Source organism: Bosea sp. BIWAKO-01 (assembly GCF_001748145.1).
GTDB lineage: Bacteria > Pseudomonadota > Alphaproteobacteria > Rhizobiales > Beijerinckiaceae > Allobosea.
The window spans coordinates 3671915-3693785 of the sequence record NZ_BCQA01000001.1 but is presented as its reverse complement, the minus strand read 5'-3'; the positions used below and the strand labels follow the sequence as shown (position 1 = coordinate 3693785).

The window sequence follows — 21871 nt, the reverse complement described above, 5'->3', positions numbered from 1 at the left end:
CCATGATGGACGATCTGATCCGGCATCTGCCGAGCCTGGCCCTGGTCTACTCCGCGTTCTTCCTCGCAGTTGCCAGCCCGGGCCCGAGCAATCTTGCGGTGATGGCGACCTCGATGGAGCGCGGTCGGCGCGCCGGAATGACGCTCGCACTCGGCGTCACGACCGGCTCCCTGACCTGGGGCATCCTGGCCGCCATTGGCGTCTCGGCCTTGATCGTGGCCCGTCCCGGTGCGCTCTATGCCATCAAGATCGTCGGCGGCGTCTATCTGCTCTATCTGGCCTGGCGCTCGGCGCGTTCAGCGATGCAAGTGGACATGCCCCCGCCGAAAGCCACGGTTTCGGGGCATCGCATCTATTTGCGCGGCTATCTCATGCACCTGACCAACCCGAAGGCGATCTTGAGCTGGACCGCGATCATCGCGCTCGGCCTGCGCCCGGAAACACCCGTGGTTGTGGTGCATGCCATCATCATCGGCTGCATGCTGATCTCGCTTCTGATCAATCAGGGATATGCCCTGCTGTTTTCGACCGCCTCCATGATCGCGGGCTATCGCAAGATCCGCCGTCGTGCAGAGGCCTGCCTTGCCGCCTTCTTCACCTTCGCCAGCTTCAAACTCCTGACGGCGCAGCTGTGAAGCGCGTTGTTGGCCACCTCACGATATCCTAGCCAGAAAGACCTGTTGGAGCCCTCGCCATGCAGCCCTTCACCACCCTGACCTCCACCCCGGCGCCGCTGAAGGTGATCAATGTCGACACCGATATGATCATCCCCAAGCAGTACCTGAAGACGATCAAGCGCACCGGGCTGGGCACCGCGCTGTTCGCCGAGATGCGCTACAACGAGGATGGCGCTGAGAACCCCGATTTCGTGCTGAACCAGCCGGCCTACCGCAAATCGGAGATCCTGGTCGCAGGGGACAATTTCGGCTGCGGCTCGTCGCGCGAGCATGCTCCCTGGGCGCTGCTCGATTTCGGCATCCGCTGCGTGATCTCGACCTCGTTTGCCGACATCTTCTACAATAACTGCTTCAAGAACGGCATCCTGCCGATCGTGGTTTCGCCCGAAGACCTCGAGAAGCTCTTCGACGACGCCGATCGCGGCTCGAACGCGACGCTGACGGTCGATCTCGCAAAGCAGGAAATCAAGGGCCCAGACGGGGGCACGGTGACGTTCGACATCGACCCCTTCCGCAAGCACTGCCTGCTGAACGGGCTCGACGATATCGGCCTGACCATGGAGAAGGCGCCGAAGATCGACGCCTTCGAGGCCAAGCTCGCCAAGCGCGCCTGGGCCTGATCGGGATCAGACGACCAAGCCCGGCATCGGCGCAATATCGCCGGTGCCGGGAAATACCTTCTCGGCCAGAACCGGTCCCGACAGGCCGAACAGATCGGTCACGACACCCTTTGCGACCGCCCGGATATCCGTGGTCGGCCTCAGGTCGCGCTGCTCCCAGAGCTGTTCCGGTTTCAGCCCCGGCCAGTCCGCGATCACACGACCGCCCCTGACAGCGCCGCCGACCAGGAACGCGACGGTACCGGTACCGTGATCGGTTCCGACCGTGCCGTTGATCCTGGCGGTTCGACCGAACTCCGTGACGACCATCACGACCGTGTCCTTCCAGACCCGCTTCAGCCCGGTCTCGAACGCATTGAACGCACCATCGAGCCCGCCGAGCAGCCCGGCAAGCCGCCCCTTGGCGCCGCCCTCATTGGCGTGGGTATCCCAGCCCTCGAAGGCCAGCGCCGCAATACGGGGACCGTCATCGGCACCAACGAGCCGTGCCGCTCCCTCCGCGATCTGGAACATGCCCTGGGGATTGCCCGGGCCGCCACGTGATCGCATCCTGTCGCCGCCCATGCCCTGGCCGAGCACGATCGTCTCGGTCTCGATCGCCCGAGCAAGCACGTTTGCCAGCATGGGGTCACGCTGTCCGTAAAGGTCGCCCAGCCGCTGGATCAGATCATCTCCGGCGCGCGGCATCACCGGCGGCGCCCAGCCCAGCACCGGGGCCTGGCCCCTGACGATCAATGGTGGCACCACACCGACCCCGAGCACACCGTGACGCGCGATCGCCTCACCAGCCGGCAGCGCCGCAATCATGCGATTGAGCCAGCCGCTATCGACGCGCCCCGGCCCCTGCTGGCCGCTTTCCAGCACATCCTGCCCATCGAAATGCGAGCGCTCGCGGTACCCCGTCGCTGCCGCGTGCACGATCGCGGCATGCCCCTGGCCGTAGAGCCGGGCGAGGTTGGGCATGGCGGGGTGGAGGTGGAAAAAGCCATCGAGCGGCAAGGCCGCATCCGCTCCGTCGCGCTGCAGGGCGATATCCTGACGCAGATCGGCATAGTTGGGATCGCCGATCGGCGGAACGGCGGCGAGGCCGTCGAGCGCACCACGCAGCACCACGGTGATGAAGCGCACATCCCGACTGCCGGCCGCCGCATGGGCGAATTTCGGCATGAATGACCAGGCGAAGAGCGCGCTCGCCGCCCCCAGCACGGACCGGCGCGATGGTGTCATCGCCTCGCAATCGTCGTCATGGTCGCGGATTGCGTCTGACATCTGGCTCACCTCCGCTGGAATTCGGGCGACATCAGCAGGAGCGCGATCGCCTGCGGCTTGCTCTCGGCGCGGGCCACCGCCTGTCTGGTCTCGGCTGAAGCGAGCGGGCCCAGCACGGCCTCGAGCAGGGCCCGCGGGTCGCTGGCGGCTCCAGCCGCCTGACGTCCCCACGCGGCCGCCACGTCGATCCGTGTCTTGATGCCTTCTGGTGTCGCCCATGCATCGTTGTTTCCGGGAAAGCCATTCGGTCCCGAGGGCTGCCAGAGTGGTTGGCCCATCGTCGCGAGCGCTCCTGCGATGGGACCGAACTCCGGCTTGCGTCCAAGCGCCCGCAGCATCGCCAGCAAGAACTCCTGCGGCTGGCGCAGCTTCGCGGCCTCCGCACCCCATGCTTCGTTCGACTGAATGAGCGCGGCCGATACCGCGGCGAGATCGCCCTCCGTACGGCGCCAGGTTTCCACCAGCTGGGAAACGAGCGCCGACGGCGGATCATCCGCCACGAAATGCCGCGCAAGCTTCAACGCGACATGCCGGGCTGTCGCGGGATGACGCGCGAGGTCGAGCAGCGCGAGCCTCCCCTGCTCCGCCCCGGCCTCTTCGTAATCCTTGCCGAGCAGCGGGTGCATGCCAGGCTCATGTACGCCGGCATTGAAGGCAAAGACGCCGGGAAAACCGAGCCGGCCGTCGCGGCCGGCAATTGTCCAGCCCGTGATGATGCGGGCCAGACTGGTCACATCGCTTTGCGAATAGCCGCCGGAGACACCCAGCGTATGCAGTTCCATGATCTCGCGGGCGAGGTTCTCGTTGAGCCCGCGGCCACGGCGCTTGCCCGCCGGAGAGTTCGGCCCGATCGATTGCTGATTATCGAGATAGATCAGCATGGCCGGATGGCTCTCGACGGCCAGGAGCATGTCTTCGAACCGGCCAAACACATAGGGGCGTATCGCCTCACGCTCATAAGCCCCGGCCAGCACCCGCACGAAGTTGCCTTGCGAGACGGAGACGCAGAAATGGTTCGACCAGAACTGCGCCAGCCGTTCGCCAAAACCGGCGAGTGGTTCCAGGCCGGCACGCATCCGCGCGGCCACTTCGTCGCGGTAGATCCTTTGCGGCAAGGGAGGCTCGGGCGGCGGCGCCGACGCCCCCTGCCCTTCGTTCATCCCGCCCGGGGCAGGCATCATCGCCGCCTGCATGGCCGGGCGCGGGCCCTCTCGCTCGGCCTTCTCCTTATCCTGGAAGGCATAGAACGCCGATCCGATCTGCGCCTGCCCGACGAGATCGAGGCCGATCGGAACGGGAACGCTCCTGCGCTTGACCTCATCGAGAAACAGGTCCCGGGCGTCGCCGCCGATCGCCGCCAGATCGCCGGGACGGAGCCCCAGGCCAAAGCGCTGCAACCCGAGAATATTCAACCGCGAATCGCGCGCCATCGACGACTCCCTCGCCTTGAGCAGGCAAAGCCGAGCATCTGGGTCAACTATGGCAAAAATCGCATGCCCCGACGCGGCGCGCCGAGATAGAGCATCGAAAGGCCGCCACACCCTGCGGCGTGGCGGCCCCTCCGAGGCGGTTTTGGTCCCGCTTGCCTACATCGCCGGCAGCGCCGCGACGTCGCGCACCGGCCCGTTCAGCCCGGTGACCTTGCCCACCATCGAAGCCTTGCCCGTTGCGAGATCGACCTTATGCAGGGTGCCATCCGCCAGCAGCCAGCCGGTATTGGCGCCTGACGCATCGGTCTCGATATCGAAGGCGATCGCTTTCGCGGTGACGCCGAGCTTGCCGACAGCGCCCAGCACGCCGTCATTCGGCGGTGCCTGTTTCAGCAACCCGCCGATCTTGCCGTCGATATCGTAGAGCGCCGTCTCCTTGGTGCCCTTCACAGAGTTGGAATAGGCGCCGGCAACGACCATCGGCGTCTCGCCCTTGTGCATGTCGGTCTCGGCGAATTTCAACTTGCCGTCGACCGTGGTCTTGCCGTCCTCGACATTGACGCGAAGGTTGGTGCCGTCGGCGCCAATGACGCGCAACCGGTCGGCGGCCGGGTTGAAATCGACCGTCGCCATGGTGCCGGCGGCAAGCGTGGTATCCATCTTCGACTTCATCGTCGCTTTCCCGCTCGCCGTATCGACCGTGAAGATCGTGCCGTCGGTCGACAGCGCGTAGAGAGTTCCGTCAGCGGGGCGGACATCGATGCCGGCGATCTTGCCGGTCATGCCGGTGACCTTGATGGACTTGCCCGCCTTCTGCGTCGCCGTATCGATTATTGTCAGCGTGTCGTCGCCCGTCAGGGCGGCGAGGGTTCCCGCGGGGGCTGCCAAGGTCGCGGCGAAGGAAGCCCCCAGAATCGTGGAAGCAATCAGCGCGAGGCGTGTGGCGCGTGCAATCTGCATGTTATCCTCCGAATCGTCTGTCGCATTGTTTCGAGGGCTGTTCGCCGCCTGATCTGGCGCGGCACCCAATCTGGGTAAGCTTGCGGCACAGGGGCGGATGCGAAGGAAAAAACAAAAAGCTGAGACGCATCCGAAGCTGGCCGAGCCGCGTATTCATCTATTCGCGCACGCCTTGGGCGCTGCGCCGAGGAGGAGACAGGGATGGCGATGAACGCCGTAGTGCCGCCAAAGGCTACGGACATCGAAACCGCGCTGCGTGACTGTGCCTCCGGAGATAAACTTGCGCTCAAGCGCATCTACGACGCCGAGGCCGCGCGTATGATCGGTGTGGCCCAGCGTCTGCTCAAGCGGCGCGCGCTGGCCGAGGAGGCAGTGCAGGATGCCTTCGTCCTGATCTGGCGACATGCGACGCGGTTCGATCCGCAGCGCGGTGCCGGCCTGACCTGGATCTACGCGATCCTGCGCAACCGCTCGCTCTCGATCCTGCGGGATGAGAAGCGCACGGAAACCACCGATATGCCTGTCGCCGAGGAAACCGCGAGCGAAGAGGACGATCCTGAGACGGTCATGTCGAAACTGTCCGATGCCAAGGCACTCCGCGCCTGCCTGGAGACGCTGCCACCGCAGCGGCGCGGCATCGTGCTGCTCGCCTTCGTGCAGGGGTTGACCCATGGCGAGATCGCCGGCCGCCTCAAAATGCCGATCGGCACCGTCAAGTCCTGGATTCGCCGCTCCCTGATCTCGCTCAAGGAGTGCCTCGGATGAGCCCCTCCTCCACCAGATCTCTCGGCCCGGAGGAGCGCACCGCGCTGGCGGGCGAATATGTGCTTGGCCTGATCGAGGGGGCCGACCTCACAGCCTTCGACCAGCAGCTCGCGATCGATCCCGATCTCGCTGCAGCGGTCGAGCGCTGGCGCGTTCACTTCGCGGCCATCGATGCCACTGCCGCGCCCATCGAGCCGCCAGCTGCGCTATGGAGCCGGATCGAGACCGAGCTGGCGACCGTCGCGCAGCAGGCGGCTCCCGCAAGCATGAGCAGCGCAGCACCAGTTCAGGCGTCCCGCCCCGCCGCGGCGGCGACCAGCCGCCTGTCCGATTGGTGGAACAGCCTCTTCGTCTGGCGCGGGGCTGCACTCGCCGGCGCGCTGGCGACAATCGTTCTTGCTGCAGGCCTCTTGAACGCCCTCGATCGGGCGAGGCGCCAGCCCGTGATGGTCGCAGTGTTGATGACCGAGGCCAGCGTCGCGGCAGCAGTCGTCAACACCTTTGCCGACGGCAGGGTCGAGATGGTGCCGCTGCAGGCGATCCATGTTCCCGAAGGCAAGGCCCTCGAAATCTGGACACTGTGGGACCGCGCCGTGGGTCCGCGCTCGGTGGGGCTGATCGAACGCGCCCGCTCGACCCATCTCAGGCTGGACCAACTGCCGCTCGGCAAGGATCAGCTCTTCGAGATCACGCTGGAGCCGGCGACAGGCTCGCCGACAGGGAGGCCTACCGGCCCCATCATTGCCAAGGGGACCACGGCGCAGGCCCTGTGAACCCTGCGGTGTCTGCCGCTACACCACCACCGTGATCGTCTCGGCCGCACGGGTCAGGCCGGTATAGAGCCAGCGCGCCCGGTGCTCGCGAAAGGCGAAGGCCTCGTCGAAGAGGACGATGTCATCCCATTGCGAGCCCTGCGCCTTGTGGACCGTCAGGGCGTAGCCAAAGGTGAATTCATCGGTGTGCTTGCGCAGCTCCCACGGCACCTCTTCCTCGGTGCCGTCGAAGAAATTCGGCATCACGGAGACTTTGACCGGCTTGCCCCCGGTATCGTCCTCCGGCGTGACCCGCATCGTGATCAGGCCCTTCTTCGAGGTCTTGAGTTCCTGCACGATCCAGGAGCCGCCATTGAGCAGGCCCTTGCTCTTGTCGTTGCGCAGGCAGACGAGCTTCTCGCCCGCAACCGGCACGGTGGAATCCCGCCCCATGAGCTGCCGGATGCGCGCATTGTAAAGCCGGCGCGTCTTGTTCATGCCGACCAGGACCTGATCGGCGCCGAGCACCAGCTCGGAATTGACCGCATCGCGGCGAATGACCCGGCTCTGGCCATAGTCGCCGACATCGAGCCGCCCTCCTTCGCGGACGATCATCGACATCCTGACGATGGGATTGTCCGCAGCCTGGCGATGCACCTCGGTCAGCATCACGTCCGGCTCGGTCTCGGTGAAATACCCGCCGCCCTTGACGGGGGGCAATTGCGCCGGGTCCCCCAGCACGAGGACCGGCGTGCCGAAGGAGAGCAGATCCTTGCCCAGCTCCTCGTCGACCATCGAGCACTCGTCGATGATGATCAGCCCGGCCTTGGCCGCGTTGCTCTCGCGGTTGAGCACGAAGGTCGGGCTTTCCTCATCGACGCCACGCGAGCGGTAGATCAATGAGTGGATGGTCTGGGCGCCATCGCAGCCCTTGTTGCGCAGCACCAGCGCCGCCTTGCCGGTGAAGGCGGCGAAGACGACCGTGCCATCGACGCCCTCGGCAATATGGCGCGCGAGCGTCGTCTTGCCCGTGCCGGCATAGCCGAACAGCCGAAAGACCTGAGGTTCGCCAGCCTGCAGCCAGCGTGCGACCGCGCTCAGCGCGGCATCCTGTTGCGGCGACCAGCTCATCGCGGAGGAATCCGATATGCGACCATGCCGCACAAAGGCGCGAGTCGCTCGCGCAATGCAAGCGCAAGAACAGAACGGGATCAGGCGGCGCGCAGGCGCCTGACGAATTCTTCCGCCTCGCCCTGCAGCGCCGCGATGCGCTCGTCGAGGTCGCGGGCCCCGAACGCGCCCCGGCCGGCCTGCTCGACAGTCTGCGCATTCGCCTCTGCGATCTCCGCCATTGCGCCCGCAGCCGTTTCCGTCACGCCCGAAATGCGCGCAACCGTGTCCCCGAGCGAGCCCATCAGTTCGGAATGCGAGGCGACCATGGTCGAGATCTCGGTGCTGGCCTGTTCGACGGCACCGACGCTGGCGACGATCCCCGAAACCGCCTGCGCGGCCTGCGACAGGGCCGCGTTGACCGCTGCAATGCGCCGCACGATCTGCGCGGTGGCGTCGGCAGTCTGGCCCGCGAGCGCCTTGACCTCGCTCGCGATGACGGCAAAACCGCGGCCATGCACGCCGGCGCGCGCCGCCTCGATCGTTGCGTTCAGCGCGAGCAGATTGGTCTGCCGGGCGATCGTCTCGATGATATCGACGACATCGCGGATTTGCCCCGCATTCTCGGTCAGACGCCGGACAAGGCCCGAGGTGCCAGCCGCATCCTGCGTCGCCACCGTCGCCGTTTGTGAGACCCGGTGCACCTCTGCATTGATCTGGCCGATCACCTGCTCCAGGTGCAGGGCCGCCTCGGTGATGCGCCGCGCCTCCAACCCCGCCCCGTCGACGGCGGAAGCGGCAGTGCCCGTGCTCTGCGAGACCTGCTGTGCCCGCACCGCAGAATCCTGTTGTGCGGTGCGCAGCGCTTCGCTCAACACGGCGATGTCGTGAAGCAGGGCACCGATCCGGCGTTCGAATTCCTCTGCGATGCGGCCGAGTTCCTCGGTTCGCTGGTTCTGGTGGAACAGAGCCCGGTCGGCTTCGGCATCGCGCGTGACCAGGGTCGCCCGCACTTCGCTCAGCGCCCGCACGGTGCGGGCAAGCTGCCCAATCTCGTCGCGACGCCGGACATGCGGCACCGCGATGACGGCAGAGGTCGCCGTCGCAGTGGCGATAGCGGCCATCAGATCGCGCAGGGGGCGGGTGAGCTGGGTCCTGAGCAGGTACATCGCCAGCAGCGCACAGGCGAGCGGCAGGCCAACTGCCGTTGCGATCACCCGCAGGCGCAGCGCGTGGGCTAGCCCCGCAGCCTCTGCAGCGCCGAGCTGAGCGCGCCTGTCGAGGCCATCGGCGAGCTTCGACGTGACAAGGATGATCTGGCGGACATTCTCGCGCGCCGCCTCGGCCGAGGCCTCGATGAGTGCGGCCTTTGCCGAGACCTCACGCCCCATCGTGACGATGTCGCGCTGGAACGAAATGAAAGTCCTGATCCGGGCATCCAAGGTCGGATTGGCGTCGCGCAGCTCGCCCGGCAACGAAGAGATCAGGCTGGCTCGCGCCGCATCGACCAGCTCGACAGCTCCATCAAGGGAATCGAGCGCCGTCTCGATCTCACGCGGCGTGACTGCGTCATCGAAACGGCTGAGCAGCGAGGCCTGCGCCACGCGACTCGAGAGCAGCGCTGCGCGGTTGACCAAGGCCATGCTCGAGAAGGCGTCGCGATCGATTTCACGGACCGCATCAAAGCCCCGAACCGCGCTGAACAGCCCGAGGCCTGCGGCAATCCCCATGAGCGCAAACAGCATGGTGATCTTCGCAGTCAGCCCCAATTGCCGCATCGCGTTCCCCCTCGTCGTAGCGCGCCCTTCCCTTCGCAGATGCGAACGAACGTTAGGTTAACACGAGCAGAGGAACCCAATAAAAATCAATAAGTTAGCCGGATATGGATCGAACTGCCGAAGCCGCCTCGCTTGCGAAAAGCAACCTGCAACGCCAACGGATCAGGCCATCAGGCTGTCCAGGCCGCGCCGAAGCCCGGCCTGATCCGCAACCCGCCGCGCCGCCAGCAAGGTGCCGCCCACATAAGGCGCGGCCGACGTGCCGGCATCATGCCGGATCACCAGCCGCTCGTCGGGAGGCCGAAGACCGCCTCGCAGGAGAGGACGAAGCCCGGCATCCGCAGCGAATGGACCTGCACCGGGTGCGGCGCACCGATTGCAGCGCCACGTGTCTCGCGGGCACCGCCGAGTTCCGCGACCGGCTTCGAGGTTCCCGCCATACGTTCGGCACCGAGCGTTTCGGCGAGTTCGCGCCCGGTTCCCGACGGTGTATCCGGCTTCGACGCGGAGGCGTAGTCGATGATCTCGACATCCGGCACATATTTCACCGCCTCGCGGGCAAAGCGGCGCAGCAGCGTCGCGGTGATCGAGAAATTGCCCGCGGCAAGCACGCCGACGCCGGCCTCGAGCGCAGCGGCCTCGATCTCGGCATAGTCCTCGCCGGTCATTCCCGATGCGCCGACGACGACATGACGCCCCGCCGCGACCGCTGCCAGCACATTGCCCTTCACGCTGTCGGGCTTGGTATAGTCGATCAGGACATCCGACGGCACCGCGAGCGCCTCCGCCACGGTCGCAAAGATCGGCTTGCCATTCGCAGGCTGCCCGGCCGCCTCGCCGAGATCGCTGCCCGCCGCCTTGCGCGAGACGCCCGCCACCAACTCGAGATCGGACGCGGCCTCGATTGCGGCGACGAGCGCCTTGCCGACCCAGCCGGTGCAACCGGCAAGCGTGATGCGGATCATGGGAAACTCCCAACATGAGGCTGGAAACAATTGAGTTCGATCAACCGCCCCTTACTGTTCAAGGCCTCGATGAGGCTGGGGGGAATCGAACCGATGCGTGTCACTGTCAACGGAGTGCGCCTCTATGTCGACATCGAAGGTGCGGGGCTCGCGCCCGATGGCCCGGCCATGCGGGAAAAGCCAACCCTGATCCTGCTCCATGGCGGTCCAGGCGCCGACCACAGCATGTACAAACCCGGGTTCTCCGGGCTGAGCGATATCGTCCAGATCGTCTATTACGACCATCGCGGCTGCGGCCGCAGCGAAGACGGCCCGCGTGCGAGCTGGACATTGGACCAGTGGGCCGATGACTTGAAGGTGCTCTGCGACACGCTCGGCATCGAACGACCGATCATTCTCGGCACGTCTTTCGGTGGCTTCGTGGCGCAGGCCTATGCGACGCGCCATCCCGGGCATGCCGCCAAGCTGATCCTGATTTCCACGGCCGCCAAGTTCGATTTCCCGGCGGTCTACGCAGCCTTCGAGCGTCTGGGTGGTCCAAGAGCCAGTCAGGCCGCCCGGAACTACTGGTCGGCGCCCGCGCCGGAGACACGTGCGCCCTATACCGAGATTTGCTTTCCGCTCTACAAAGCGCAGCCGCAAACCGGCTCGAGTGATTGGATCCAAAGGCTCATCTCGCGCAACGAGACAGGCGTCTGGTTCAATGGCCCGCACAACGAACAGGGTCGCTTTGATTTTCGCGCTGCGCTGGAAACGGTGAATTGCCCTGTCCTCGTAATGGGGGGCGAGGAAGATCCCATCACACCGATTGCCTTCAGCGAGACGATTGCAGCAAGCCTTCCGCCCGAATGGGTTCGCTTCGAGCGTTTCGCCGGTTGCGGCCACGGCATCGTCGGCGACAATCCAGAGGCCGCTTTCGCAACGATCCGGAATTTCATCCTCGACGAATCGTGAAATCGCTCACAATGCGAGCCGCATCAGCGGCCGGCCTTCCTTCTGCCGCGCGACCTCGACGAAACCGGCCCGCAGGAAGACCCGCTCGGGGCCAACATAGAGGCCCTCGATGCTCCGCTTGAATTCATGGTCCATGGGGGCAGCCTCGAGCAGGCGGGCGCCGCTCTCGCGAGCAAACGCGGCGGCGCCGTCGAGCAGCGCCGCCGTGACACCCCTGCCCCGCCACGTTTTGCGGACGAAGAAACAGGACGCCGCCCAGACCCGCTCATCTTCGGCCGGCGCATCCGGAAGCGGCGTCGAGGCGCGGCGCGGATTGTTCCATTCGGGAATGTCGCGCCGAGGACCGACCTGGAGCCAGCCGACACAGGCCTCTTGATCATAGGCCAGGACGCCAGGCGGCGGCCCCCGGCGAACCCGTTCCTCGAACAATTGCCGGGCCCCCTCGCCCAAGAGCGGCAGGCGCTGCTTCTGGGGCATGCGGAAATGGTTGCACCAGCAGCCATAGCAGGCTCCCTTGGGACCGAAGAGATCCTCGAGATCCGGCCAGTGCTCGAATGCCAGCGGCAAAACTCTGAAGTCGGAGGTCGACATTCTCCCTGTCCCCTTCGGTGGCGGAACAAGGGGGCTCGACTCATCTGCGCCGGACTGAGATGACTCAGCATTCGAGATGGAGACTGCCGCCATGTCCTTCGAGCTCTTTGCCGCTTATCTCGTTGCCTGCTTCGTCATCGTCATCGTGCCGGGCCCGACGGTAACACTGATCATCGCCAACAGCCTGAAGCATGGTGCCCGCGCCGGGCTCCTGAATGCGGCAGGAACCCAGCTCGGCCTCGCGATCATGATAGCGATCGTCGGCATCGGCCTGAGCTCTGTCATCGCGGCGATGGGCCACTGGTTCGACTGGGTGCGGCTCGCCGGCGCCGCCTATCTGATCTGGCTAGGCTGGAAGATGTTCCGGGCCGGCGGCGTCGAGGATGGCGCCATACAGGCCCGAGCACCGCGCGGCGGGTTCTTCCTGCAAGGCGTCCTGGTCGCACTCAGCAATCCGAAGACACTGCTCTTCTTCGGTGCCTTCTTCCCGCAATTTCTCGACCCGGCCCGCGATCACGTCACGCAGATCGCGATCATGGGTGTGACCGCGATGCTCTTCGCCGCGCTCAGCGACAGCGGCTATGCGCTGCTGTCGGGGCGGGCCGGACGGTTCCTGTCGCAGAAGCGCGTGCGGCTCATCTCGCGGGTCAGCGGCGGCTTCCTGATCGGCGGCGGCCTCTGGCTCGCCTCGTCGCGCGCCAGTTGATCCGCCGCCTCGGGCCTCACCAGGCAATCGCTTCGCCCGTCCAGGTTCGGAAGCTGTTGGTTTCGGCGATGCCGGAGCGATCGATCGTTCCGATCAGGCCGGCGGCGCTTTCCGTTGGCGGGATATCGGCTCCACCACCGCCCATATCGGTCTGCACCCAGCCAGGATGGAACAGCAGGACACTGACGCCGCGCTCGCGCACGGCGTTGCCGAACACGACCATGGCCATGTTCACGGCCGATTTCGACGAGCGATAGGCGAGCGCGCCCGACGGGTTGCCAGCGATTGAGCCCATGCGGCTGCTGATCGTCGCGATCTTGCGCCCTTGCGAGGCCTCGACATTGGGCAGGAATGCATGCGCCACGCGCAGCGGCGCATAGACATTGACCTCGAACACGTCGCGCCAGGCGTCGAAATCCATATCGAGCGCGCCCTGCTTGTCGCGCGGGCCGTAGACGCCGGCATTGTTGACCAGGACATCGATCGGTCGGTCGGCGAGCGCTGCCTTGGCAGCGGCGACGCTCGCATCGGACGTCACATCCAGCGCGGTCGGTGTAACGAGCCCGCTATGCTTGGCGACGAGCTCCGCAAGGCCAGGGCTTGCCGGATCGCGCGCGGCAGCGATGACATGGTCGCCGCGCGCCACCAGGGCGGTAGCAAGAGCAAGGCCGATGCCGCGATTGGCGCCGGTGATCATCCAGGTCTGAGGCATATCCATCTCCCGTGTGGAACAGGACCTAAGCGTCAGCTCTTCGCTTTTCCATAACCACCTGCCGTCGGCGTGATCACGGTCACAGCTTCACCCGCCTCAAGCAACGTCTGGTCGCTTGGCTTCAGCTCCTCGACGACGCCGGAAAGCCGGCGAACGATCGTCTTGCCGAGCTGCCCGGCCTCGCCGCCCTTGACGCCGAAGGGGCGCACACGGCGATGCGAGGCGAGGATGGCGCAGTCCATCCTCTCGCGGAACCGGATGGTACGGCAGGTACCGTCACCGGCATTCCACTCGCCCTTGCCGCCGGAGGCGGGACGAATATGGAAATCCTCAAGCACGACGGGGAAACGCGTCTCCAGGATTTCCGGATCGGTCAGGCGCGAATTGGTCATGTGGACATGCACGCCGGAGGTTCCGTTGAAGCCCGGCCCCGCCGGCGACCCGGAGCAGATCGTCTCGTAGTACTGATACTGATCATTGCCGAAGGTCAGGTTGTTCATCGTCCCCTGCGAGGCCGACATCGCCTCGAGCGCACCAAACAGCGTATTGGTGACAGCCTGGCTGACCTCGACATTGCCGGCAACGACAGCTGCCGGATAATGCGGCGCCAGCATCGAGCCTTCCGGCACGACGATCCTGATCGGCCGCAGGCAGCCCGCATTCATCGGGATGGCGTCATCGACCATGACGCGGAAGACATAGAGCACCGCCGCACGGGTCACGGGCGCCGGCGCGTTGAAATTGTCCTCGCGCTGCGGCGAGGTGCCGGTGAAATCGACCGTCGCCTCGCGTCTCTCACGATCGATCGTGATCTTCACCTTGATCGCGCAGCCCTGATCCATCGGATAGGTGAACTCGCAATCATGCAGCTTGGCGAGCAGCCGCGCGACGCTCTCGGCGGCGTTGTCCTGGACATGGCCCATATAGGCCTGGACCACGTCGAGCCCGAAGGAGCGGATCATCTTCTTCAGCTCCGCCACGCCCTTCTCATTGGCGGCGATCTGCGCCTTGAGGTCGTTGACGTTCTGCACGACGTTGCGGACGGGATAGCGCGCGCCGGTGAGCAGCTTGACCAGCTCCTCCTCGCAGAAGCGGCCCTGATCGACGATCTTGAAATTGTCGATATAGACGCCCTCTTCCTCGATATGCGTCGCCAGCGGCGACATCGAGCCGGGCGCCACGCCACCGACATCGGCATGGTGGCCGCGGCTTGCCACCCAGAACAGGATGTTCCTGTCCTCGGCATCGAAGACCGGCGTGCAGACCGTGATGTCGGGCAGATGCGTACCGCCATTATAGGGCGCATTGAGGCAATAGACGTCGCCCGGCCGGATCACGGGATTGTTCCGGATCACCGTCTCGACCGATTTGTCCATTGAGCCGAGATGCACCGGCATATGCGGCGCGTTGGCGACGAGGCTCGCAGTCGAGTCGAAGACCGCGCAGGAGAAATCGAGCCGCTCCTTGATGTTCACGGAATAGGCGGTGTTCTGCAATGTCACGCCCATCTGCTCGGCGATCGACATGAACAGGTTGTTGAAGATCTCGAGCATGACGGGATCGGCCTTGGTGCCGATCGCGGCATTCTGCACCAGCGCCTTGCTGCGGTGCAGGACGAGATGGTCCTTGGCCGTCAGCTTCGCACTCCAGCCATCCTCGACGACGACGGTCTGGTTCGGTTCGATGATGATGGCAGGCCCCGCGACGCTCTGCCCGCGAGCCATCGCCTCGCGCCGCACGATCGCGGCCTCGTGCCACTGCCCCTTCGAGAACAGGCGTGTGCGTTCCGCGACCGCCGGTTCGCCGGCCTGCTCGCCCGCCGCCGCCTCCTCGAACCTGGCGCCCCCGCCAACGGCCTCGACCTCGACCGCCTCGACAACCAGCGCCTTGGTCTCATCCATGAAGCCGAAGCGCGCCTTATGTGCGACCTGGAAGGCCTCCTGCATCTCCGCCCGGCCGCCGGACGCAATCGCGATCGCCGTATCGGTGCCGGCATAGCGGATATGGGCTCGGATATGGATGGCGATCTCGCCATCCGGCACACCTTGCCCGATCAGTTCGGCGCGCGTCTCGGCGCCCAGCCGCCCGGCCACCTCCGCAATTGCGGCCCGGACCTCGGCATCGAGCGGCACGTCCAGCGCAGCCGTCCGCGTCGAGCGGATTTCCGCGAGCCCCATGCCATAGGCAGAGAGCAGGCCGGAGAACGGGTGCAGCAGCACGGTCTTGATGCCGAGCGCATCGGCAACGAGGCAGGCATGCTGCCCGCCCGCACCACCAAAGGAGTTCAAGGCATAGCGGGTGATGTCATAGCCGCGCTGCACCGAGATCTTCTTGATTGCCTCGGCCATGTTGGCGACAGCAATCTGGATGAAGCCGTCGGCGACCTCTTCGGCACTGCGGCCATCGCCGACCTCAGCTGCAAGCATGGCGAATTTGGCGCGCACCGCCTCTACATCCAGCGGCTGGTCATGCATCTCGCCAAAGATCGCAGGGAAATAGGCCGGGATCAGCTTGCCGACCATGACGTTCGCGTCGGTGACCGCGAGCGGGCCGCCGCGCCGATAGGCGGCCGGCCCCGGATTGGCGCCAGCGGAGTCCGGACCGACGCGGAAGCGAGCGCCGTCGAAATGCAGGATCGAGCCACCACCGGCCGCAACCGTATGGATCAGCATCATCGGCGCGCGCATCCGCACGCCGGCGACCTCGGTCTCGAAAGCGCGCTCATATTCGCCGTCGAAATGCGCGACATCGGTGGAGGTTCCGCCCATGTCGAAGCCGATCACCTTGTCGAACCCGGCCGAACGCCCGGTCTCGGCCAGGCCGACGACGCCCCCGGCGGGGCCTGACAGGATCGCATCCTTGCCCTGGAACAGCTCGGCGGCGGTGAGGCCGCCGGACGACATCATGAACATCAGACGGGCGCCTGTGCGCCCGATGTCGAGCTCTTCGGAAACCTGCGCGACATAGCGCCCGAGGATCGGCGAGAGATAGGCGTCGACCACGGTCGTATCGCCACGCCCGACCAGCTTGATCAGCGGCGAGACCTCATGGCTGACCGACACCTGCGGAAATCCGATCTCCCGGGCGACACGCGCTGCGAGCTGCTCATGTTGCGGGTAGCGATAGGCGTGCATGAAGGCGATCGCCACGGCGCGGAAACCGGCATCATACTGTGCCTGCAACGCCGTGCGGATCGCGGCCTCGTCCGGAGCCTGTTCGACCACGCCATCGGCCAGCACGCGTTCCGCGATCTCGACCACCGCCTCGTAGAGCTGCTCGGGCTTGATGATCTCCTTGGCGAAGATGTCCGGCCGCGCCTGGTAGCCGATGCGGAGCGCATCGTGGAAGCCCTTCGTGGTCACGAGCAGCGTACGGTCACCCTTGCGCTCAAGCAGGGCGTTCGTCGCAACCGTGGTGCCCATGCGCACTTCGCCGATATGCCCGGCGGGAATGAGCTCGCCGACCTTGAGGCCAAGATGGTCGCGGATGCCCTGAACGGCGGCGTCGCGATAGGCGCCCGGATTCTCCGAGAGCAGCTTCCTGGCGTGAAGCTTGCCTGCCGGATCGCGGCCGATCACGTCGGTGAAGGTGCCGCCGCGGTCGATCCAGAAATCCCAATGGCTCGCCGTCATGACACTCTCCCCAGCGTGGCGCGAAGTCGTTTGAACAATTCATCGATAAATCGTCGATGAAATATTGACAAGGCGAATTCGGCGGCTACGATCGCAATTGTGACCGGAACATGGCTGAGGGGCCGGGCCGGTCGAGGGAGGATGCGATGACAGGATCGACCCTGGCAATCGGGCTCGGCATGCGCCGTCAGCCCCGCACGGCAAAGCTGCTATCCGGCCGTGCGCGGCGGAGCGCCAGATGATCCGCGCAGTCCTCGACAAGCTCTATCTCTTCGCCGGCTATGCCGCCGGTTTCTTCCTCGTCGCCATCTTCGTCCTGATGATGGGCCTCTCCATCGGACGTGAAATCGGCTTCAACATTCCCGCGGGCGATGATTTCGCGTCATGGAGCATGGCAGCACTCGCTTTTCTCGGCCTCGCCCATACATTCAAATCTGGCGAGATGATCCGGGTCGGCTTGCTGATCGATCGTTTCAAGGGCCGCACGCGCTGGGCCTTCGAGGCCTTCTCGCTGGTGCTCGGCCTCGGCTTCACCGGCTTCTTCGCCTGGCACGCTGTGGTGATGACCTGGCAATCCTATGAATTCAACGACGTTGCCGGCGGTGTCGTGCCGATGCCGCTCTGGATTCCGCAACTCGGCTTCTCCGGCGGATTGGTCATCCTCTTCATCGCATTCCTCGACGAGTTCGTTCATGTCGTCCTGCGCGGCAATGAACCTCGCTATGAGAAGCCGCCCCCGCAGAGCGACGACGAAGTCGTCGAGCGCGCCATGCAGAGCGGGGTCTGAACCATGGCGATGATCGAAATCTCCGGACTGCTGCTCATCCTGCTGGCCGTCTTCCTCGCCGGCGGCGTCTGGATCGCCATCTCGCTGATGGCCTGCGGCTGGGTCGCGATGCAATTCGTCGGCGGCGGCATCCCTGCCGGGTCGGTGCTGGCAACGACGATCTGGGGCAACAGCGCCTCCTGGACGCTAGCCGCCTTGCCGCTCTTCATTTGGATGGGCGAGATCCTCTACCGCACGAAACTCTCGGAGGAGATGTTCCGCGGCCTCGCCCCCTGGCTCAACTGGCTCCCCGGCCGGCTGATGCATGTCAACGTGCTGGCCTGCGGCATCTTCGGCTCGGTCTCCGGCTCCTCGGCTGCGACCTGCGCCACCGTGGCCAAGATCGCCCTGCCGGAGTTGAAGAAGCGCGGCTATGACGAGACGGTCAGCCTCGGCTCTCTCGCCGGTGCCGGCACGCTGGGCATCCTGATTCCGCCCTCGATCACCATGGTCGTCTACGCCGTCGCGGCCAATGTCTCGATCATCCAGGTCTTCCTCGCCGGCTTCCTGCCGGGCCTGCTCGTGATGGCGCTGTACTCCGGCTACATCATCGTCTGGCACATGCTGAACCCGGACAAGGCGCCGCCGCCGGAGCCGAGCATGCCGCTGCGCGAGAAGCTGCGGGAATCCGCCAATCTCATCCCCTGCATGCTGCTGATCGCGCTCGTCTTCGTCTCGCTGTTGATGGGTTGGGCGACAGCGACCGAATGTGCGGCCTGGGGCGTTCTCGGCTCCTTCGGCGTCGCCTGGTGGTCGGGCTCCCTGACCCGCGAAGCCTTCTGGGCCAGCGTGATGGGCACCACCCGGATCACCTGCATGATCATGCTGATCCTGGCCGGCGCCTCCTTCATGTCGACCTCGATGGCCTATACCGGCATCCCCGCCGCCCTCGCGGAATGGGTCGACAGCCTGCACCTCTCGCCCTACGCGCTGATCGCAGCGTTGACGGTGATGTATATCGTGCTTGGCGCGGCGCTCGACGGCATCTCGATGATCGTCCTGACCACGGCCATCGTCATCCCGATGATCAAGCAGGCCGGTTTCGACCTGGTCTGGTTCGGCATCTTCCTCGTGCTGATCGTCGAGATGGCGGAGGTCTCGCCTCCGGTCGGCTTTAACCTCTTCGTGCTCCAGACCATGTCGGGCAAGGATTCCAATACGGTGGCGCTCGCCGCCCTACCCTTCTTTTTTCTACTGGTCGTGGCGGTCGCGATCATTACGATCTTCCCGCAAATCGTGATGATCCTGCCGCAACTGGCCTTTCCGGGATGATGCAGCGTCAACAATAAGGGAACGGAGACACCATCATGAAACGCAGCGACTTCATTAAGGGCTTTCTTGCGGTCAGCGTTGCGGCCGGCGCGCTGGCGCTAGGCGCGACAGCGGTCTCGGCACAGACCAAATGGAACCTCCCGAACGCCTACCCGACAGACAACCCGCACACCGAAAATCTCGTCGCCTTCGCCAAGGATGTCGAGACAGCGACCGGCGGCAAGCTCACGATCACGGTTCATGCCAATGCCGCGCTGTTCAAGGCGCCCGAGATCAAACGCGCCGTCCAGACCGGCCAGGCCCAGATGGGCGAAGTGCTGATGTCGATCCACGAGAACGAGGATCCGATCTTCGGCATCGACGTCGTACCGTTCCTGGCGACCAGCTTCCCAGAGTCGAAAAAGCTCTATGCCGCATCGAAACCGGCAATCGAGAAGAAGCTCGCGAGCCAGGGCATCAAGCTGCTCTTCATGGTCCCTTGGGCGCCGCAGGGCGTCTACGCCAAGAAGGACCTGAACTCGACCGACGACATGAAGGGGCTGAAATGGCGCTCCTACAATGTCGGTACGGCGCGTCTGGGCGAAATGCTCGGCATGCAGTCAGTGACGATCCAGGCGGCGGAACTGCCGCAGGCGCTGGCCACCGGCGTGGTCAACTCCTTCATGTCGTCGGGCGGCACGGGCTTCGACTCCAAGGTCTGGGAATCGCTAACGCATTTCTATGATGTGCAGGCCTGGATCCCGAAGGATGCGACCTTCGTCAACAAGGCGGCCTTCGACGCCCTCGACAAGCCGACGCAGGATGCGTTGCTCAAGGCCTCTGCTGCAGCCGAGGAGCGCGGCTGGAAGGCCTGGGAGGCCAAGACCGGCTGGTATCTTGACCAGCTCAAGACCAAAGGCATGAAGGTGCAGGCGCCGAGCACGGAACTCGCTTCAGGCTTCAAGAAGGCCGGCGAAACCCTGACCGCCGACTGGCTGAAGAAAGCCGGTGCCGACGGCCAGGCCGTGATCGACGCCTACAAGAAGATGTAAGCCTGACCGGCCCGATCCCTCACGAACGGCCGCTTCGTGCGGCCGTTCGCACGTCCGGCGCCACGACGGCTGCCTTGCATGAGAGCGCCAGAGACGATGTCCACATCAGCTCCCCCGCCCCCGAAACCACCGGCCGAACTCGCTGAACTGCTCGGCCCGATCGTCTCGTCAGGCCATCTTGCCTCGGGCGCGATGCCCGCACTCTCCGAGTTCGAATTCGCGCTCAGCATGACGGTTCACGCCTTCCAGCGCTGGATGCTCCGCGCCATGACCTCGGCCGGCATTCCGGACCTCACGCCGGTGGACGTGCTGGTGCTGCACAACGTCAATCACCGCGGCAAACCGAAGCGCCTCGCCGATATCTGCCTCGTCCTCAATATCGAGGACACCTATGTGGTGAACTACGCGCTCAAGAAACTCGAACGGCTGAAGCTGATCAAGAGCGGCCGCAAGGGTAAGGAAAAGACCGTCGCAATTACCTCGGCGGGCGAGGATGCCTGCCGCCGCTACGCTCAGATCCGCGAGCAGCTCCTGGTCAAATCCGTGCTGGCGCTCGGCATGGATCCGGCACGGCTCTCGGAAATCGCGGCGACCATGCGCTCGCTCTCAGGTCATTACGACCAGGCCGCGCGGGCCGCGGCGAGCTTGTAAGGGCGCGCACGCCGGGAAACAGCCGCCAGCGCTGGGCTGGAATCCATCGCTAGGCGGCGGCTTGCTGCGCCGTCCTGGCCGCGAAGCGGTGCCGGTAGTCGCCGGGCGACAGTCCGACGATACGATGGAACAGCTTACGAAAGGCGGCAGCGTCCTCATACCCGACCGCCCAGGCGATCTGATCGATCGAGCGCCTGGTGAATTCGAGCAGTTCGCGCGCCTTGCCGACACGCAGATGCTGCGCATATTCGATCGGCTTCAACCCCGTCGCGGCCTTGAAGCGGCGCAGGAACGTCCGCTCCTCCATCGCGCTGACCTTCGCCATCTCCGATACGCTCACCGCGCGCGCCTCGCGGGCCTGCAGCCAGTGCTGCACCTTGAGGATTGCTTCGTCGCCATGGGTGAGGCGCGGCGAGAAACTTGAGTAATGCCGCTGCTCGCGGCCCGCGGGGTCGATTAGCAGAAAGCGCCCTGTCTCGATCATGACCGTCGGTCCGAACAGCCGGTCGACAAGGCGCAGGCCGAGATCGGTCCAGGCCATCAGCCCTCCCGCCGTGATGATGTCGCCATCCTCGATCACGATCTTGTCCGGATCCAGCCGGACATCGGGAAAGCGATCGCGGAAGGCATTGGCGAACAGCCAATGCGTCGTCGCGGGCCGGCCGGCGAGCAGGCCTGTTGCCGCCAGCACGAAGGCGCCGCCACAATTTGAGGCAAGCGTCGCGCCGTCGGCGTGCCGGTCGAGCAGCCAGCGTGCATAGGGCGTCGCCTCCTCCGCTTCCATCGGCCCCGACAGGCGGCCGGGAATGAGCAGGATTGCCGGCGTGTTCCTGGTGCCAAGCTCGGGATGCGTATCGAAGCAGCGCGCGAAGCCGCCATCGTCCTGCAGCCGCCAATGGCTGACCCGCGCAACCGGGCCGCCATGCTTGCCGGAGAACGTGCCGGCGATATCGAGCAGGTCCGTCATGCCATGGACCATAGCCATCTGGCAGCCGGAGTAGAGCATCAGGCCCACCTCGGCCTTTGGTGCCTGCGTCGCTCTCTGGTCCATGACAGCGCCTCTTTGTCGGTTTCAACCCGGTTAATGTCAGATCCGCCAATCCCGCTCATTCCGCAAGCGGGCTAATCCTTCAACCACGGGGCGCGGACGCCCCGCACACATTCGAGACA

20 protein-coding genes are annotated in these 21871 nt (G+C 65.3%); 10 read left to right on the top strand and 10 right to left on the bottom strand.

Features of this window, described 5'->3' with window-relative positions:
- The first annotated feature begins 2 nt into the window (after positions 1–2).
- Both BIWAKO_RS17130 and leuD read left to right on the top strand, forming a co-directional pair.
- A complete protein-coding gene (locus tag BIWAKO_RS17130; RefSeq protein ID WP_244523469.1) occupies positions 3–635 on the top strand; it encodes a LysE family translocator in 633 nt (210 codons plus the stop codon).
- 59 nt (positions 636–694) lie between these two features.
- Positions 695–1297 (top strand): 3-isopropylmalate dehydratase small subunit, encoded by a 603-nt coding sequence (gene leuD / locus BIWAKO_RS17125; protein ID WP_043233564.1) that lies wholly within the window; start codon positions 695–697, stop codon positions 1295–1297.
- Between the two features lie 6 nt (positions 1298–1303).
- On the opposite strand, the gene BIWAKO_RS17120 is transcribed toward leuD, so the two are convergent.
- The 3 genes from BIWAKO_RS17120 to BIWAKO_RS17110 form a co-directional block, all read right to left on the bottom strand.
- The gene (locus BIWAKO_RS17120; RefSeq protein ID WP_069879674.1) at positions 1304–2566 is read right to left on the bottom strand and encodes a DUF1501 domain-containing protein; all 1263 of its coding nucleotides are present in this window, start codon (positions 2564–2566) and stop codon (positions 1304–1306) included.
- 5 nt (positions 2567–2571) lie between these two features.
- Positions 2572–3996: a DUF1800 domain-containing protein gene (locus BIWAKO_RS17115; RefSeq protein WP_069879673.1), complete on the bottom strand. Its 1425-nt coding sequence runs from the start codon at positions 3994–3996 to the stop codon at positions 2572–2574.
- A 156-nt stretch (positions 3997–4152) separates the two neighbouring features.
- A complete protein-coding gene (locus BIWAKO_RS17110) occupies positions 4153–4956 on the bottom strand; it encodes a DUF4394 domain-containing protein (protein ID WP_069879672.1) in 804 nt (267 codons plus the stop codon).
- A gap of 201 nt (positions 4957–5157) precedes the next feature.
- On the opposite strand from BIWAKO_RS17110, the gene BIWAKO_RS17105 reads away from it, so the two are divergent.
- The gene (locus BIWAKO_RS17105) at positions 5158–5721 is read left to right on the top strand and encodes a sigma-70 family RNA polymerase sigma factor (protein ID WP_074471571.1); all 564 of its coding nucleotides are present in this window, start codon (positions 5158–5160) and stop codon (positions 5719–5721) included.
- On the top strand, positions 5718–6494 hold the full coding sequence (locus BIWAKO_RS17100; RefSeq protein ID WP_069879671.1) for an anti-sigma factor: 777 nt from the start codon (positions 5718–5720) through the stop codon (positions 6492–6494). The genes BIWAKO_RS17105 and BIWAKO_RS17100 overlap by 4 nt, the downstream gene beginning before the upstream one ends.
- A gap of 18 nt (positions 6495–6512) precedes the next feature.
- Here the strand turns inward: BIWAKO_RS17100 and BIWAKO_RS17095 are convergent, their stop codons facing one another.
- The 3 genes from BIWAKO_RS17095 to BIWAKO_RS17085 all read right to left on the bottom strand — a co-directional run bounded on the left by BIWAKO_RS17095 (position 6513) and on the right by BIWAKO_RS17085 (position 10326).
- Complete coding sequence (locus BIWAKO_RS17095) at positions 6513–7604, bottom strand: ATP-dependent DNA helicase (RefSeq protein ID WP_069879670.1); 1092 nt, start codon at positions 7602–7604, stop codon at positions 6513–6515.
- An 80-nt stretch (positions 7605–7684) separates the two neighbouring features.
- Positions 7685–9328, bottom strand: a complete 1644-nt coding sequence (locus tag BIWAKO_RS17090; protein WP_176733343.1) for a methyl-accepting chemotaxis protein — start codon at positions 9326–9328, stop codon at positions 7685–7687.
- A 311-nt stretch (positions 9329–9639) separates the two neighbouring features.
- Positions 9640–10326, bottom strand: coding sequence for a 4-hydroxy-tetrahydrodipicolinate reductase (locus tag BIWAKO_RS17085; RefSeq protein WP_371331988.1), 687 nt, complete (start codon positions 10324–10326; stop codon positions 9640–9642).
- Positions 10327–10419: 93 nt separating this feature from the next.
- Here BIWAKO_RS17085 and BIWAKO_RS17080 point away from each other — a divergent pair, with 93 nt between their 5' ends.
- Positions 10420–11280, top strand: coding sequence for an alpha/beta fold hydrolase (locus tag BIWAKO_RS17080; protein WP_069882571.1), 861 nt, complete (start codon positions 10420–10422; stop codon positions 11278–11280).
- Positions 11281–11286: 6 nt separating this feature from the next.
- On the opposite strand, the gene BIWAKO_RS17075 is transcribed toward BIWAKO_RS17080, so the two are convergent.
- Positions 11287–11871 (bottom strand): GNAT family N-acetyltransferase, encoded by a 585-nt coding sequence (locus tag BIWAKO_RS17075; protein WP_069879668.1) that lies wholly within the window; start codon positions 11869–11871, stop codon positions 11287–11289.
- A gap of 91 nt (positions 11872–11962) precedes the next feature.
- Between BIWAKO_RS17075 and BIWAKO_RS17070 the strand changes: the two genes are divergently transcribed.
- A complete protein-coding gene (locus BIWAKO_RS17070; protein ID WP_069882570.1) occupies positions 11963–12577 on the top strand; it encodes a LysE family translocator in 615 nt (204 codons plus the stop codon).
- A 16-nt stretch (positions 12578–12593) separates the two neighbouring features.
- On the opposite strand, the gene BIWAKO_RS17065 is transcribed toward BIWAKO_RS17070, so the two are convergent.
- Together BIWAKO_RS17065 and BIWAKO_RS17060 are read right to left on the bottom strand one after the other, a co-directional pair.
- On the bottom strand, positions 12594–13289 hold the full coding sequence (locus BIWAKO_RS17065; RefSeq protein WP_069882569.1) for an SDR family oxidoreductase: 696 nt from the start codon (positions 13287–13289) through the stop codon (positions 12594–12596).
- A gap of 32 nt (positions 13290–13321) precedes the next feature.
- Positions 13322–16921, bottom strand: a complete 3600-nt coding sequence (locus BIWAKO_RS17060) for a hydantoinase B/oxoprolinase family protein (RefSeq protein WP_069879667.1) — start codon at positions 16919–16921, stop codon at positions 13322–13324.
- Between the two features lie 238 nt (positions 16922–17159).
- Between BIWAKO_RS17060 and BIWAKO_RS17055 the strand changes: the two genes are divergently transcribed.
- The 4 genes from BIWAKO_RS17055 to BIWAKO_RS17040 all read left to right on the top strand — a co-directional run bounded on the left by BIWAKO_RS17055 (position 17160) and on the right by BIWAKO_RS17040 (position 20701).
- A complete protein-coding gene (locus BIWAKO_RS17055; protein WP_069879666.1) occupies positions 17160–17708 on the top strand; it encodes a TRAP transporter small permease in 549 nt (182 codons plus the stop codon).
- A 3-nt stretch (positions 17709–17711) separates the two neighbouring features.
- Positions 17712–19019 carry a TRAP transporter large permease gene (locus BIWAKO_RS17050; protein ID WP_069879665.1) on the top strand — a complete coding sequence of 436 codons (1308 nt, stop codon included), beginning with the start codon at positions 17712–17714 and terminating at the stop codon, positions 19017–19019.
- Between the two features lie 35 nt (positions 19020–19054).
- Positions 19055–20050 carry a TRAP transporter substrate-binding protein gene (locus BIWAKO_RS17045; protein WP_069879664.1) on the top strand — a complete coding sequence of 332 codons (996 nt, stop codon included), beginning with the start codon at positions 19055–19057 and terminating at the stop codon, positions 20048–20050.
- A gap of 96 nt (positions 20051–20146) precedes the next feature.
- On the top strand, positions 20147–20701 hold the full coding sequence (locus BIWAKO_RS17040) for a winged helix DNA-binding protein (protein ID WP_074471570.1): 555 nt from the start codon (positions 20147–20149) through the stop codon (positions 20699–20701).
- 49 nt (positions 20702–20750) lie between these two features.
- Here the strand turns inward: BIWAKO_RS17040 and BIWAKO_RS17035 are convergent, their stop codons facing one another.
- Positions 20751–21752 (bottom strand): GlxA family transcriptional regulator, encoded by a 1002-nt coding sequence (locus tag BIWAKO_RS17035; protein ID WP_069879662.1) that lies wholly within the window; start codon positions 21750–21752, stop codon positions 20751–20753.
- Positions 21753–21871 lie beyond the last annotated feature (119 nt).

Bases quoted from the DNA above. Each gene is read 5' to 3' on its own strand.
- BIWAKO_RS17130 (WP_244523469.1), top strand. From the start codon at position 3: ATGATGGACGATCTGATCCGGCATCTGCCGAGCCTGGCCCTGGTCTAC.
- leuD (WP_043233564.1), top strand. From the start codon at position 695: ATGCAGCCCTTCACCACCCTGACCTCCACCCCGGCGCCGCTGAAGGTG.
- BIWAKO_RS17120 (WP_069879674.1), bottom strand. From the start codon at position 2,566: ATGTCAGACGCAATCCGCGACCATGACGACGATTGCGAGGCGATGACA.
- BIWAKO_RS17115 (WP_069879673.1), bottom strand. From the start codon at position 3,996: ATGGCGCGCGATTCGCGGTTGAATATTCTCGGGTTGCAGCGCTTTGGC.
- BIWAKO_RS17110 (WP_069879672.1), bottom strand. From the start codon at position 4,956: ATGCAGATTGCACGCGCCACACGCCTCGCGCTGATTGCTTCCACGATT.
- BIWAKO_RS17105 (WP_074471571.1), top strand. From the start codon at position 5,158: ATGGCGATGAACGCCGTAGTGCCGCCAAAGGCTACGGACATCGAAACC.
- BIWAKO_RS17100 (WP_069879671.1), top strand. From the start codon at position 5,718: ATGAGCCCCTCCTCCACCAGATCTCTCGGCCCGGAGGAGCGCACCGCG.
- BIWAKO_RS17095 (WP_069879670.1), bottom strand. From the start codon at position 7,604: ATGAGCTGGTCGCCGCAACAGGATGCCGCGCTGAGCGCGGTCGCACGC.
- BIWAKO_RS17090 (WP_176733343.1), bottom strand. From the start codon at position 9,328: ATGCTGTTTGCGCTCATGGGGATTGCCGCAGGCCTCGGGCTGTTCAGC.
- BIWAKO_RS17085 (WP_371331988.1), bottom strand. From the start codon at position 10,326: ATGATCCGCATCACGCTTGCCGGTTGCACCGGCTGGGTCGGCAAGGCG.
- BIWAKO_RS17080 (WP_069882571.1), top strand. From the start codon at position 10,420: ATGCGTGTCACTGTCAACGGAGTGCGCCTCTATGTCGACATCGAAGGT.
- BIWAKO_RS17075 (WP_069879668.1), bottom strand. From the start codon at position 11,871: ATGTCGACCTCCGACTTCAGAGTTTTGCCGCTGGCATTCGAGCACTGG.
- BIWAKO_RS17070 (WP_069882570.1), top strand. From the start codon at position 11,963: ATGTCCTTCGAGCTCTTTGCCGCTTATCTCGTTGCCTGCTTCGTCATC.
- BIWAKO_RS17065 (WP_069882569.1), bottom strand. From the start codon at position 13,289: ATGCCTCAGACCTGGATGATCACCGGCGCCAATCGCGGCATCGGCCTT.
- BIWAKO_RS17060 (WP_069879667.1), bottom strand. From the start codon at position 16,921: ATGACGGCGAGCCATTGGGATTTCTGGATCGACCGCGGCGGCACCTTC.
- BIWAKO_RS17055 (WP_069879666.1), top strand. From the start codon at position 17,160: ATGATCCGCGCAGTCCTCGACAAGCTCTATCTCTTCGCCGGCTATGCC.
- BIWAKO_RS17050 (WP_069879665.1), top strand. From the start codon at position 17,712: ATGGCGATGATCGAAATCTCCGGACTGCTGCTCATCCTGCTGGCCGTC.
- BIWAKO_RS17045 (WP_069879664.1), top strand. From the start codon at position 19,055: ATGAAACGCAGCGACTTCATTAAGGGCTTTCTTGCGGTCAGCGTTGCG.
- BIWAKO_RS17040 (WP_074471570.1), top strand. From the start codon at position 20,147: ATGTCCACATCAGCTCCCCCGCCCCCGAAACCACCGGCCGAACTCGCT.
- BIWAKO_RS17035 (WP_069879662.1), bottom strand. From the start codon at position 21,752: ATGGACCAGAGAGCGACGCAGGCACCAAAGGCCGAGGTGGGCCTGATG.